This is a genomic window from Candidatus Rokuibacteriota bacterium (assembly GCA_016209385.1).
GTDB lineage: Bacteria > Methylomirabilota > Methylomirabilia > Rokubacteriales > CSP1-6 > JACQWB01.
In genome coordinates this window covers 1-11561 of sequence record JACQWB010000124.1, presented here as the reverse complement: position 1 = coordinate 11561, position 11561 = coordinate 1, and the positions used below count along the sequence as shown (strand labels likewise).

The window sequence follows — 11561 nt, the reverse complement described above, 5'->3', positions numbered from 1 at the left end:
GGACCGGTTCGGGTGGGTCCTCGGCCCAGCGAGCTCCGTGAACTCCCACGTCACAGGGTTGGGGATAGTAGTCATGTCATTCCCGGGTCCGAGATAGTATAAGGTTCGGAAGGGGGGCGAAGCCCCCCTCCGAGTAACTCTTCGAGCGCGGGCTTCGCCCGCGCAACCGATTCCTGGGGGAGGGTTCGGAGGGGGCCGTCGAGGCCCCCTCCGATTGTCCTAGTTGGACTTTGGCTTAGGCGCGATGGCCTTCGAGAGCGAGGCCAGGTAGGTTGAGATGTCGGCCAGTTCCTGGCCCGTGAGGACGGGCCAGGGGATCTCCTGTTTCTGAGCCTGGGCTTCCATGAAGCGGGCGTGATTCCACATTCCCGCCAGAAGGCCGGCCGGTGAGCCGACCAGTCTGGAGGTCGCAAAGTCGGCGCTGATCTTTCCGCCCTTGCCACGGATGGAGTGACACGTCAGGCAGCCCTTGGTTTCGACCAGCTCCTGGCCGCGGGCGCCGCTGGCGGCCTGGTCGAAGTAGTGCGAGACGTAGAGGTACGCCAGGATGTCGGCCATCTCCTGGCCCCTGAGGCGCGGCACCTGGACCCCGCGCTCGCGCATCACGGCCCACATGGCCGGCCCGTGGTTCCACATGAGGCCCGCGAACTGGGTGAGGCTCACGTGGTGGCCGCGGCGGCCGAGTTCAGGGCCGACTTTCCCGCCCTTGCCGCCGACCGAATGGCAGACGATGCACCGTTTCTCGCTGAAGAGCTTCCCGCCGCGCTCGGGCGTTCCCGGGATGACCTGCGCAGTCTGGCCGGCCCCATCCCTGGCCGCCTGGACGACGTAGGCGATGAGGTCGACCAGCTCCTTCCCCTGGAACGTCGGGCGCTCGATGCCCTGGGCCTTCATCGCCTCCGCCATCTCCGGTCCGTGGTTCCACATGGCGGCGGCGACCAGGACCGGCGAGTTGGCACGCTTCAGGAAGTCCAGGCCCGGCCCGATGTGGCCGCCCTTGCCGCCGATCTCGTGGCACTGGACGCAGCCTTTGGCCGCGAAGAGCGCCTCGCCCGACTTCGGATCACCCAGCTCGTCGTAGTACTGGACGGTGAAGAGAAAGGCGATCAGGTTGGAGAGTTGGGAAGCCGTCAGAGTGGGCCGCTGGATCCCCACCTCCCGCATCCGCGCCCCCATTCGAGGCAGGTGGTTCCACATCGCAGCGCCCAGCTCGAAGAAGCTCTTTCCCGTCTCGATCCGGCCGAGGTCGGGCCCGACTTTTCCGCCGAATCCCCGAACGGCGTGGCACTTCCCGCAGCCCTTTTCGCCGAAGATCTTCCCGCCGGAGAACATACCCCATTCGGGGGCGAAGGGCTGCGGGGGCTGCTGCTGCGCCGAAGCGAGTCCGACTGTGGAGACGAGAAGGAGCAACCCGGCAGCCACGCCGAGAGCACTGCGCTTGCTTCGCCTCATCCATCCATCCTTTCCCGCGGACGTGACGCCGGGTCGCCGCTCCGCGCTCATCACGATACGGCCCGCCCCCCTCGGTCGTCAAGCCGCGCGCCCCCGATCGAATCGCGGAAGCCCTCCGCCACGAGTCGCCGGACGCGGCGTCTACGTTGCCTTCGGAGGCCGGGACGCACGGGAGCGCGCCGCGCGCACGCTGAACCTCCCGGTGAGGAGAATGCACCCCAGCTGGGGCGACGGCGGGACACGAAGAACGCGTGGCTTCTTTCGGCGAATCGTCTAGATTCCGCCAGTTTCAGGGGAGCAGGCGCCTGGCAGTGCCGTTGCATGCATGGGGACGAGAGGTGTCCGCAGAGGGAATTTCTAGCGGCGGGCGGGAGAGGAGCGCAATGAGCGGAGAAGGGGGCGGCATCGTTCGGCAGATCCTCTTTGCGACGGATTTTTCCGACTCCTCGGAGGTCGCCGGGCGCGTGGCCCGCGACTACGCCAGGCACTTCGGTGCCCGCCTGCACGCCCTTCACGTGGTCTGGCCGGGCGCTGATGCGACCGGGTCGCCGTTGCTGGACAAGCTCGCCGCTGAGCTGCGTGCCGAGGTGCCGGTCGTCGCGGCGGTGGAGTCGGGCGCGCCGGCGGCCCGGATCGTGAGCTACGCCGAGCGCCACGGCATCGATCTGATCGTGCTCGGCACGCACGGCCGCACGGGAGTGACGCGGGCGCTGCTCGGCAGCGTCGCCGAGCGGGTGGTCCGCACGGCGCCGTGCCCCGTGCTCACGGTGCCCCGCGCGCGGCGCGCGCCGGACCCGCTGCGGGAGGCGGAGCCTCCCTCGAGCCTCAGGCGCTGCCTGGTTTGCGTGACGCCCTCGGAGGACCTGATCTGCGCGGCGTGTCGAGCCCGCATCCGCGGCGAGGCGCTGGAGCGCAAGCTCAGGGAGGAACGGGCCGGGCGGGCCTGAAGGCGCGGCCCGCACAATTGACTCGGGCCTCGCGCGGCGCGACCCGCCTGCGGCGGGTGCCCGCTGCCTCGCGGCATGGCCGAACCCGCCACGCTCGAACCGCCACTCCGTTACGTGCAATGCGTTGGAGACTCCCCGGCCGTGGGTCACGGCCCGTAGTAGTAGGGGATCTCCGACCTGAGCACCAGGTTGCTCTCGATTCGCTTGGCCCCCTCGATCGAGCGCGCCATGGTCTCGAGCGCAGCTTTCTCAGCCTCCGTCGCCACCATCCCCCAGAGCGAGAGGACACCGTCCTGGGCCCGGATCACGATCGCGCGGTTCGACACCCAGGGCTCCCGGGCCAGCCGCTCCTTCATCTCACGCACCAGCTCGGCGTCGGAGAGCGCGGCCGGCTCCGAGGGGTGCGTCGCGGCCAGGGCCTTGACCAGGTCGCCCCGGCTCACGATCCCGACGAGCTGGCCGTCGGCCACCACCGGCAGCCGGCGGATCCGGCGCTCGTGGAGAATGAGGGCTGCGGCCTCGGCGGGGAGATCGGGGCTCACGCAGATCACCGCGCGCGTCATGACCTCGGCCACCGTGGTCCCGACGGCCTTCTGGTAGTCGCGCGCCAGCCGCTCGCCGTCGGCGAAGAAGAGCCGCCACCACGGCGGGTGCTCGTGCGGCTTCTGGCGGAGGATCATGTCCCCCTCGCTGAGGATGCCGACCACGCCCCCCTCGTCGTCCACGACCGGGAGGCCGCTGACGCCATGGTCCGCCATCAGGCGCGCGGCGTCGTGAATCGTGGCGTCGGGACGCACCGTGATCACGTCTTCGGTCATGATCTCTCCGATCTTCATCGTCGGTCCTCCTTGCGTCTTCTCCCCCGGGCGCGAGAGCGATCGCCGGGCGCCCGGAGAGGTGTCGGCTCCAGCCAGGAGGGGACTCCTGCAAGCTCGATGCCTTGAGCCTATGCCCCTGAAAACCCGCGAGAACTCAATGTCCCGCGGCTAGGGTTTTCCATCGCGAGACCGGGAATTCCCGCCCCAGGTGAGGCACCCGGACCCCCTGAAGCGGTGACACGGTGACAGGCCAGTATTGATGCGGGTTGTCACCGCTTCTGCATCCGGTGACGTCACCACTTGAATGAAGCGGTGACACGCCAGTATTCATGCGGGTTGTCACCGTGTCACCGGATTGGGGGCTTAAAACGGGGAGAAGGAGCACGGTTCAGCCCCCCAGCGCAAAGACATAGGCCGGGAACCGGCGGATCCCTCTGCGGGGCCAATCACCGGTGGACGATCACTACCTCTCCCGTCAGGGCCCTGTGCACGGGGCAGCGATGCGCCACCTCGCGGAGCCGGCGCTCCTCCTCGGGAGCCAGGTCGCCGCCGAGGATCAGCTCCAGCTCGACGTGATCGACCGTTCCCTCAACCCTCGTCGCGCCGGGGGCGCCCGCCGCCGGGACCTTCTCGTGCCGGAGCCTGACTTCGACCCGATCCAGCACCCATCCCTTTCGCCTTGCGTACAGCAAGACCGTGACGGAGGTTCAGGAGCCGAGCGCCGCCAGGAGCAGCTCGTAGGGGGAAGGCCCCGCGTCATCGCCGCCCTGCTCCGGGGGTTCGTCCGCCAGGAGCGTGTGCCGTCCCACCCGCACCTGGTGTCGCAGGTTATCTAGCAGGGTCACCGTCACCGGTCTTGCCATGAGCCTTCCTCCGTGGATCGGTCGTTGTCTCGCTGGAGACTGGAAACCCCATCGTCAGAGCGGAGCGAGAGCAATGCCAGGAGGTGCGATCGGCAGCGCATGGGGAGAGGGGCAGCCAGGGCCCCCCCCGGGGCAGCAGCGCCCCACCGCACGCCGGAGGTTGTCCGCAACGTCTCGATTTATGTGGACTCCGGTCTGGCACTCCCGTTGCACCCGTTTGGAAACGGTCAAGGAAGGATTGTGCCATGCGAGCGGCGACTCCGTGGACAGGACTTCTCGGAGAGCTCTGAGGACGGAGCCCCCCGCCTTCGAGACGCCCCGAGGCGGGCCGTGCGGCGTGAGCCGGGCGGCGAAGCGCTCATGACGCGGGCCGGCGAGCACGACCACTCCCCGGCGGCCATCAGTGCACGGTTGGCCGCGGGCCCCCGCCACAACTACCTCCGCGACTGGGTCTACGGTGGGATCGACGGAGCCGTCACCACGTTCGCGGTGGTGTCGGGGGTGGTCGGCGCAGAGCTCTCCGCCGGCGTCATCCTCATCCTCGGCGCGGCCAATCTGCTGGCGGACGGCTTTTCCATGGCGGCCGCCAACTACCTCGCGACGAAAGCGGAGCGCGAAGACTTCGAGCACCTGGAGGCGATCGAGAACCGCCACGTCGAGGCCTTCCCGGATGGCGAGCGGGAGGAGGTGCGTCAGATCTTCCGCGCGAAAGGGCTCGAAGGCGAAGAGCTCGAGAGCGTGGTGGAGCTGATCACAGCCGACCGCGCGAGATGGATCCGCACCATGCTCAGGGAGGAGTACGGGCTCCCCTCTGAGGTGCGGTCTCCGTGTCGCGCGGGCCTCAGCACCTTCAGCGCGTTTCTGGCCTGTGGGCTAGTCCCGCTCCTTCCCTTCATCGTCGGGCTGGGCAATCCCTTCTGGCTCGCAAGCGGAGCCACGGCGGGGTAGTGGGCTATTTTGAAAAGTCTCCTTGGTGGGATGGACAGTGACCACGCCTTCTGGAGGCTGCGTCCACCCCGGCAAACCTTATACCCCAATTTCGTCTGTGATCAGATAAAATGTTGGCCCGTGGATATTCAGAAGATTCTTGAAGGACTCGGCTTTAGCGGTGAATCGCTGGAGCGGGTCCGCTTGGGGCGCGGTGTAGTGGGCAAAACTACGTATGTCGCTCTCGGCGCTCTGGCCTTACTGAGCATCGTTGCATGGCGCCTCAACGATCCTCAATTGTTGTTGGTGATTGCCGGCGTGGGCGCCTTGCTATTCCTTATTTATTTTATTGGTATTCTGGTGTTTGCGAATCGTAATCCCGCTACCGCCCTATTAGAGGGCGCAGAGCTGCTTCGCTGGCGACAGTACGACCTAGCCGCCAAAGGCCTTCCGAATCCGCCGCCAACACCCGCGATTGTTGATCCGCTAACGCCAAGACAAGAATTGACAGCAGCTATTGAGAGGCCGGAAGAATAATGGCCGGGGAACGATTTCTGCACGTTGGGTTCAGATTTAATGGTCCGCCGAAAGTTAAAGAACTGGAGAAGGCATTTAACTCTGGTTTAGATTGGCTTCGATATGCTGCAAATTGCTGGATCGTATGGACGAGAAGGACACCTCAACAGTGGCACGACATCCTGAAACCATATCTTGGGTCACAAGATGAAATGTTGATCGTTGAAGTAAACGTAAAAGAACGCTATGGCTGGATGTCCAAATGGGTATGGGATTGGATAGATAAGAAGCGATGAATCCAAACTATGCTTCTCCTTATAGCAATTCCCTGATTTCCCATACGCGGTTGGTCACGCCTGCGGCCATCGCGGGCCAGAGCTGGGGGCTCCCCCGCGGAAACCCCGCCCCGAGGAGAGGGAAGATCCACGGGTAGCTCATGATCATCGTGAAGGCGCCGACCGCAGCGCCGAACCACCACTTCCTCATGAGCGAGCTGTATTCTTTCTCTCGATCCTCCGTCTCCCGATCCAGGGCCGCGGGCCCCGCGGGCCGCGGCGCCTCCACGACCGGGTAGCCTGCCGAGGCGACGGCGGCCTTGACCGCCGCGAGCTCCGTGACACTCGGCAGGTATTCGACCTCCGCCTCCTCGGTCCCCAGGCTCACGCTGACCTTCAGGACACCGGGCGTCGCCAGCACGGCATCCTCAATCTTGGCGATGCAGGAGGCGCAGGTCATCCCCTGGATACCGAACCACGCCCGGGCCGTGACGGCACGGTAGCCGGCAGCCTTGATTGCCTCGTAGAGCGCCGCGACGGTGGTCTGCCTGGGGTCGTACTCGGCGGTGGCGAGGCCCCAGGCGAAGTTGACCGTTGCAGTCCTCACCCCCGGCACCGCCCGGAGGGCGCGCTCCACCGCCTGGACGCAAGCCGGGCAGGTCAGCCCGCTGATGGGGAGCGTGATGCGGAGCCCCGGCGCCTCCCCACTGACGCCCGTCGTCGCCGAAGGCACGACCCTCCGGCCGCCGGGCTTCGTCTCCACAGCTTCGAGCTTGTCCGGCATCACCTGCTTTTGCCTCTCAGTCAAGCCCAATCGTATCGCGATAGGCGGGAACCGTGCCCATGCTCAGCGCTCCTGCCTGGGGGCGCGGTCATCGCCGCGGTGGCTCGGGAGGCTCGCCGAGCCGAACCTTTACGGCCATGACAGCGTCCCTCAGGTCACGGCGCCGGCACCCTCGCGGAGCACGCTGCCCGGCAGATCATGGCCAGAACCACCAGTAACCCGCCCGCCGCCGCCAGAGCCGTCGGAGCTCACCGCCGACGCGCACGGATGAAGAGAATCGCGCGACCCGTCTCTGCCTCCACGTCGAATCCGGCGGCCCCGAGCTCCCGAACCAACTCGACTCTCGTGAACAGGCTTTCCGGCGGGAAGAGATGTCGGAGACCAGGCAGGAAAAAGCGGCGGGACAGGTCCTGAAGGAAGAACCGCCCACCCGGTTTCAGCGCCCGATGAACTTCCCCGATGGCAGCTGCGTAGTCGCGGATATGATGGAGGACGTTCAGCTCGTACGCGAAGTCGAACGTCTCGGCAGGGAACGACAAGGCGGTTGCATCTCCCTGCCCGAAGGCGACCCTGTGCGCGAGGACCGGACGTCCGGCGAGGTTGCGCCGGGCCCGTTCAACCTGGTCGGGGTCGTAGTCCACCCCAATCAGGGTCGCCTCTGGAAACTTCTCCGCGAGGGCAAGCGTCTCCCATCCGACCCCGGGACCCAGCGCCAAGCCCCTCCCCCGAAGGGGCGCGTCCATGAGGGCTAGGAGCCGCGGAAGGAGATACCAACGCAGGTACAGGCCCGAGAACGAGTTGACGGCCCACTTCTCAAACCAGTGCATCTCCATAGCGTATTCCCGAGAGTCAGAGGAATTGAAGGGAAAACGTCTCTTACGCCAGGAGATCGGTGATATCCCGCTCCGTGAGCAGGCGACGTCTCCATGGCTTCAGCTCGGGGAAGAGATGGGGGAGCAGCCTCAGCGTCAGCCCCGCATTCAGCACGGGAAGGCCCACAAATTCCCCCAGCACGACCAGGTCGAACACGTCGGCGTATTTCCTCCGCTCCCTGAGAGCGCCCAGATAGAGGTCAAACACGAGGAGGCCCCAGGTGAAGTCCTTGGCTGCGGCCCAGAAATGGCGCCATCGATCATCGTCGATTATCGGTCATCCCCGCGCCAAGGAGCCAGAGGCATTGTCCGGGTTCAGTGCCCGCGCCCGTGGCCGGCGGGGGCTGCCGCAGGCGGCTTGAGCGATCGGAGGTACGCCACCAGGTCCACCACTTCCTGGACCGTGACCACGTCGTTGAACGACGGCATCTTGGACGAGCCGTCCCGGCGCCGAATAGCCCTTCCCCTGCTCGATGACCGCGTTGGGGTTGATGATCGTCTCAGCAAAGTACTCAGGCTCGTGCAGCGGGCCCATCGCGGAAAGCTCAGGCCCTACCTTGCCTGGCTCGCTGGGAGCCGGGAAGGTTTCCCCTCTCACCTCATGACAGCTGTAGCACTCCAGCTTCATAAACACCTCGCGCCCCTTGGCGGGATCCCCTTTCGGCCAGGTGAACTTCCAGTCTTTGGGCGTCCCATGGTCACCGTGCCCTCCCGAATCTCCAGGCTGGGTCCGGCCGCCGTGGCCCATGCCGGGCATCTGCTGGGCCCTCGCCGAGAGCACAGCCACGCTAAGGACCGCGCCGAAGACGAGCGTTAGGAAACCGAACCGCGTAGGGTAGCGGCGCATGGTTCCCCCTCCTCAAGCCGCTTCACTTGCATAAATCCTGTCTCACTCTTCGAGCGCGATCAAGTCCAGCCGTTCGGTGAGGATCCCCTCGGCGGGAAGGCAGGTCGGGCCACACTGTCCGCCGATATTGTTACGCTCGGGAGATCAGCGGGGGCCCCAGTAGGAACGGACCACGAGCGGTCGCTCGGGAGCCGCGCGATCGTTCGTCCGGAGAGGGACCAGGAACTCGTGGGCTCCGCCCATCCCCGCGTGCATGGTGAACTCCAGCGTGAGCGTCGTCGAGCGTCCGGACCGGATGGTCGTCTGACCGACGACCGCCTTCGGCGGTCAGCACCCCTTGAGGAGCTTGACGGGCGGCACGCTAGCGAGGCGCAGCAGACCGTCCCCGGCGTTGGTGAGGGTAAACACCGCCCTGGCCGGCGCCTCGAAGGGGAGATCGCCGAGGTCCACCTCTGTCCGATTCACCACGAGCCGCGGCGTGCCGCCGGACGCGGCCGGGGGCTCCGAAAACCACCAGAACCCGGCGGCGGCCGCCGCGATCAGGCCGAGAGCGGCGAGCGCCGCCCAGCGCCACCTCCGGCGCCGCGGCGGAGCCTGCCTGGCTCGCTGCTTTCCCATGCTTCCCTCCTTATCAGGACCACCAGCGTCCAGAAGCCGTAGCCGAACGGGATGTCCTCGCCGTGCAAGGGCTGAACCCCGCGTCAGCGCGCCGGCGCCAGTTCCCAGGCGAAGCTGCGCTCGGCCACTCCGCCGACATTCTTGACGATGACGCGCGCACTTCCGGGTTGGGTGATCGCCGGGAAGACCAGGACGGCCTGACGATGGTGGCCGCCTCCCGCCGCCTGCTCCACGGCCGTCGGCCCCATGTCGGAGCCGTCAGGGGTCCGCAGAAGCACGACCTCCTCGAACTTGATGTCGTCGAGCGCCACCGAGTGGGTGTCCAGGACGACCCTGGCCCTGATCGGGGCTCCGATCGCCGGGGGCGTGGTGAGCGTGACGGTGACGGCCACGGGCCCCTGGCGGTCGCGTTTCGTCAGCCCTTCCTGCGCCTCCAAAATTGCCGCGGCGCCGAGGGTCACCGTTGAGAGCACGAGTGCCAAGCGCAAGATCGAGCGCATCGCCAGACTCCTTCTGGACGGTTGTTCACTTCATCCCTCTCAAACGCGGGCGGGAAACCGGTGACGGAGCGGATCAGGCTTTGGGAGGCGGGGAGGGCAGGTCCGGAGGATAGCGGTCGGAGAGCGGCGTCAGCACGGGCACGAAGCGACCCGTTGCCGCGAGGGTAGACGCGAGCGGAAGAGCGAGCGCCGCCACGATGAGGCACGCGCAAAGGTCCGTGTCCGTGGCGTGGGTGGTATCGAAGAGGCAGAAGCCGACCGCCACGATCATGCCGATCGCGGCGAGAACGATCAGTCGATCAGGCGTTCGCATCGGGATCAAGCCCCGGTCAAGCTGTGGGTGCAAGACTGCTGCCAGACAGCCCGGGACAGAACTCAACCAACTGAAAAGCAATTCTCTTCTTGTGCAGGGTGGGGTTAGGACGATGCCGCATGAAGGACGCTTTGGGGAAACGGCCCGACCCACTGGGGCGCCTGGACCCCACCCGGGCTCAGCTTCGTCCCGGCTGATCCCCCGTGGTGGCGCACACCTCCCTTCAGCCCTATCCTTTCGAGCGCCGCGCCCCAATCGAGCCCCCTTGACCTTGTGACCATTCGTGACTATGTTATGGCCATGATGCATGTGGGCGTGGCCCAGCTCAAAGCGCGATTGAGTGAGTACCTGCGACGGGTCCGTGGAGGCGCGGAGGTGACGGTGCTCGACCGCGAGACGCCGATCGCCCGCATCGTTCCCGTCACCGGCGACACGCCCCCGCTGAGCGTCCGGCACCCCCGGCGAGGAGCCCCGCCGCCGGGCCGGGTGCCGCTCCCGCGCCCGCTGCCCCTCCCGGTCGATGTCGTCACCCTCCTGCTGGAGGAGCGGCAGGGCGAGCGATGATCGCCTACCTCGATGCCTCCGTGGTCCTGCGCATCGTCCTAGGCCAGCCGGAGGCGTTGAAGGAATGGCGAGCGATGCGCCGGGGGGTCGCCAGCGCGCTGGTTGAGGTCGAGTGTCTCCGAACCCTCGACCGGCTCCGGCTGCGGGCGAGGATTCCCGACCGCGAGATTGCGGTGCGCCGCGAGACCGTCTTCCGGGTGCTCGAGAGCCTGGAGATCGTCGAAGCCACCGCCGTGGTCCTCCGTCGCGCGGCGCAGCCCCTACCCACCGAGCTTGGCACCCTGGATGCGATCCATCTCGCCACGGCCATGCTCTGGCGCGAGCGCACGGGGGCCGACCTCGTCATGGCGACCCACGACACGGCCCTGGCCACCGCGTCGCGCGCCAGCGGGCTCAGGGTGATCGGCGCCGAGTGACGAGCTGTTGACGCAGGTCCTCACTCACCTCGCCCCGCACTGAAACCCGAAGACGCTGCGCTGGTGCTCAGGCGGGTAACTCCCGGCCGTCGTGGGGCTCGCGAGCCGGATCGCCCAGGGCTGCACGAGCAGCGTCGCGCTGTCCGGAAGCGCGGTGCTCACTCCGGGAGCGTCGGCGTTTACCCTCGCGTTTCTCGCCGGCGGGCTCGCCACGGCGTGGGTTGTGAGGAGGGCCTGGCGATGAGCGCCCCGCTCAGCGCTGAAGAGGGGGCCGGCCTCCTCCTCGGCATCGCCTTCGGCTTTTTCCTCGAGCGCGCGGGCCTCGGCGACCCGCCGCAAAGGTCGGGTCAGGGCCTGAGGCTTTCCAGGAGCGCCTGCAGCGCTTGCGCGACGCGGTCCACGACCTCGGGCTCGGGCATCCGGATCTTCAGATAGCTCTGGCCCGAGCGCTCGTCACGGATTCGCTCGAACAGTCGCGGCGGCGTCGCTGCGGCCGCCGCCTGACCCGTCCCCGCCACTGACGCGAACTGCGTAAGCAGATCGAGACCTGTCTGGAGCAGAACGCTCAGCGGGTCAGCTGCCGGACGGGGCGAGGCAGCGGCCACGGCCACTTCGCTGTCGCCATCGATGCTTCCCTCGGCGGCTGCTGGTTCGGCCGGCGCGGGCTCGGCAGCCTCCTCCACGATCGGAGCCGGAATACCGGCGGTGACGTTCTCGATGCTCTCCATGAAGCGCTTGAGCCGACTGCCGCCGAGAAACACCTCGCTCTCGCCGCCGTCGAGGATGCCGGCGAAGAGCGAGCGCTTGAATCCCAGGACGGACAGCATCCCCTCCTCGATGGTGCCCTTG

Annotated in this window: 18 protein-coding genes; 5 read left to right on the top strand and 13 right to left on the bottom strand. The window is 67.1% G+C overall.

Translation table 11 applies throughout. The features are described from left to right. Positions 1-219 precede the first annotated feature (219 nt). Positions 220-1452 (bottom strand): cytochrome c, encoded by a 1233-nt coding sequence (locus HY726_08155; GenBank protein MBI4608965.1) that lies wholly within the window; start codon positions 1450-1452, stop codon positions 220-222. Positions 1453-1835: 383 nt separating this feature from the next. Between HY726_08155 and HY726_08150 the strand changes: the two genes are divergently transcribed. Further along, entirely contained in the window at positions 1836-2399 is a 564-nt protein-coding gene (locus HY726_08150) for a universal stress protein (GenBank protein MBI4608964.1), read from the top strand. 146 nt (positions 2400-2545) lie between these two features. Here HY726_08150 and HY726_08145 read toward each other — a convergent pair whose 3' ends face one another. From HY726_08145 to HY726_08135, 3 genes are all read right to left on the bottom strand, one after another. Beyond that, entirely contained in the window at positions 2546-3235 is a 690-nt protein-coding gene (locus HY726_08145) for a CBS domain-containing protein (GenBank protein ID MBI4608963.1), read from the bottom strand. 428 nt (positions 3236-3663) lie between these two features. Next, complete coding sequence (locus HY726_08140) at positions 3664-3882, bottom strand: hypothetical protein (GenBank protein ID MBI4608962.1); 219 nt, start codon at positions 3880-3882, stop codon at positions 3664-3666. Between the two features lie 42 nt (positions 3883-3924). Then, positions 3925-4080 carry a hypothetical protein gene (locus tag HY726_08135; protein ID MBI4608961.1) on the bottom strand — a complete coding sequence of 52 codons (156 nt, stop codon included), beginning with the start codon at positions 4078-4080 and terminating at the stop codon, positions 3925-3927. A gap of 360 nt (positions 4081-4440) precedes the next feature. On the opposite strand from HY726_08135, the gene HY726_08130 reads away from it, so the two are divergent. Further along, positions 4441-5028: a VIT1/CCC1 transporter family protein gene (locus HY726_08130; protein MBI4608960.1), complete on the top strand. Its 588-nt coding sequence runs from the start codon at positions 4441-4443 to the stop codon at positions 5026-5028. 120 nt (positions 5029-5148) lie between these two features. After that, entirely contained in the window at positions 5149-5544 is a 396-nt protein-coding gene (locus tag HY726_08125) for a hypothetical protein (protein ID MBI4608959.1), read from the top strand. A 294-nt stretch (positions 5545-5838) separates the two neighbouring features. Here HY726_08125 and HY726_08120 read toward each other — a convergent pair whose 3' ends face one another. The 7 genes from HY726_08120 to HY726_08090 all read right to left on the bottom strand — a co-directional run bounded on the left by HY726_08120 (position 5839) and on the right by HY726_08090 (position 9732). Further along, entirely contained in the window at positions 5839-6606 is a 768-nt protein-coding gene (locus HY726_08120; GenBank protein ID MBI4608958.1) for a copper ion binding protein, read from the bottom strand. A gap of 224 nt (positions 6607-6830) precedes the next feature. Next, the gene (locus tag HY726_08115; protein MBI4608957.1) at positions 6831-7409 is read right to left on the bottom strand and encodes a class I SAM-dependent methyltransferase; all 579 of its coding nucleotides are present in this window, start codon (positions 7407-7409) and stop codon (positions 6831-6833) included. Positions 7410-7458: 49 nt separating this feature from the next. After that, a complete protein-coding gene (locus HY726_08110; GenBank protein ID MBI4608956.1) occupies positions 7459-7662 on the bottom strand; it encodes a hypothetical protein in 204 nt (67 codons plus the stop codon). Between the two features lie 69 nt (positions 7663-7731). After that, positions 7732-8301 (bottom strand): c-type cytochrome, encoded by a 570-nt coding sequence (locus HY726_08105; protein MBI4608955.1) that lies wholly within the window; start codon positions 8299-8301, stop codon positions 7732-7734. A gap of 327 nt (positions 8302-8628) precedes the next feature. Next, positions 8629-8919 (bottom strand): hypothetical protein, encoded by a 291-nt coding sequence (locus tag HY726_08100; GenBank protein ID MBI4608954.1) that lies wholly within the window; start codon positions 8917-8919, stop codon positions 8629-8631. Between the two features lie 83 nt (positions 8920-9002). After that, positions 9003-9419 carry a hypothetical protein gene (locus HY726_08095; GenBank protein ID MBI4608953.1) on the bottom strand — a complete coding sequence of 139 codons (417 nt, stop codon included), beginning with the start codon at positions 9417-9419 and terminating at the stop codon, positions 9003-9005. 73 nt (positions 9420-9492) lie between these two features. After that, on the bottom strand, positions 9493-9732 hold the full coding sequence (locus tag HY726_08090) for a hypothetical protein (protein MBI4608952.1): 240 nt from the start codon (positions 9730-9732) through the stop codon (positions 9493-9495). A 273-nt stretch (positions 9733-10005) separates the two neighbouring features. Here HY726_08090 and HY726_08085 point away from each other — a divergent pair, with 273 nt between their 5' ends. Then, complete coding sequence (locus HY726_08085; GenBank protein ID MBI4608951.1) at positions 10006-10296, top strand: type II toxin-antitoxin system prevent-host-death family antitoxin; 291 nt, start codon at positions 10006-10008, stop codon at positions 10294-10296. Then, positions 10293-10712, top strand: a complete 420-nt coding sequence (locus HY726_08080; GenBank protein ID MBI4608950.1) for a PIN domain-containing protein — start codon at positions 10293-10295, stop codon at positions 10710-10712. Before HY726_08085 ends, HY726_08080 begins: the two co-directional genes overlap by 4 nt. Before the next feature lie 24 nt (positions 10713-10736). On the opposite strand, the gene HY726_08075 is transcribed toward HY726_08080, so the two are convergent. Both HY726_08075 and HY726_08070 read right to left on the bottom strand, forming a co-directional pair. After that, positions 10737-11051, bottom strand: a complete 315-nt coding sequence (locus HY726_08075; GenBank protein ID MBI4608949.1) for a hypothetical protein — start codon at positions 11049-11051, stop codon at positions 10737-10739. 8 nt (positions 11052-11059) lie between these two features. Further along, positions 11060-11561, bottom strand: a 502-nt coding sequence (locus HY726_08070) for an ATP-dependent helicase (protein MBI4608948.1), incomplete at its 5' end; no start/stop codon positions are given.

Coding starts and splice junctions, on each gene's coding strand:
- HY726_08155 (MBI4608965.1), bottom strand. CDS start 1,452: ATGAGGCGAAGCAAGCGCAGTGCTCTCGGCGTGGCTGCCGGGTTGCTC.
- HY726_08150 (MBI4608964.1), top strand. CDS start 1,836: ATGAGCGGAGAAGGGGGCGGCATCGTTCGGCAGATCCTCTTTGCGACG.
- HY726_08145 (MBI4608963.1), bottom strand. CDS start 3,235: ATGAAGATCGGAGAGATCATGACCGAAGACGTGATCACGGTGCGTCCC.
- HY726_08135 (MBI4608961.1), bottom strand. CDS start 4,080: ATGGCAAGACCGGTGACGGTGACCCTGCTAGATAACCTGCGACACCAG.
- HY726_08130 (MBI4608960.1), top strand. CDS start 4,441: ATGACGCGGGCCGGCGAGCACGACCACTCCCCGGCGGCCATCAGTGCA.
- HY726_08115 (MBI4608957.1), bottom strand. CDS start 7,409: ATGCACTGGTTTGAGAAGTGGGCCGTCAACTCGTTCTCGGGCCTGTAC.
- HY726_08105 (MBI4608955.1), bottom strand. CDS start 8,301: ATGCGCCGCTACCCTACGCGGTTCGGTTTCCTAACGCTCGTCTTCGGC.
- HY726_08100 (MBI4608954.1), bottom strand. CDS start 8,919: ATGGGAAAGCAGCGAGCCAGGCAGGCTCCGCCGCGGCGCCGGAGGTGG.
- HY726_08095 (MBI4608953.1), bottom strand. CDS start 9,419: ATGCGCTCGATCTTGCGCTTGGCACTCGTGCTCTCAACGGTGACCCTC.
- HY726_08090 (MBI4608952.1), bottom strand. CDS start 9,732: ATGCGAACGCCTGATCGACTGATCGTTCTCGCCGCGATCGGCATGATC.
- HY726_08080 (MBI4608950.1), top strand. CDS start 10,293: ATGATCGCCTACCTCGATGCCTCCGTGGTCCTGCGCATCGTCCTAGGC.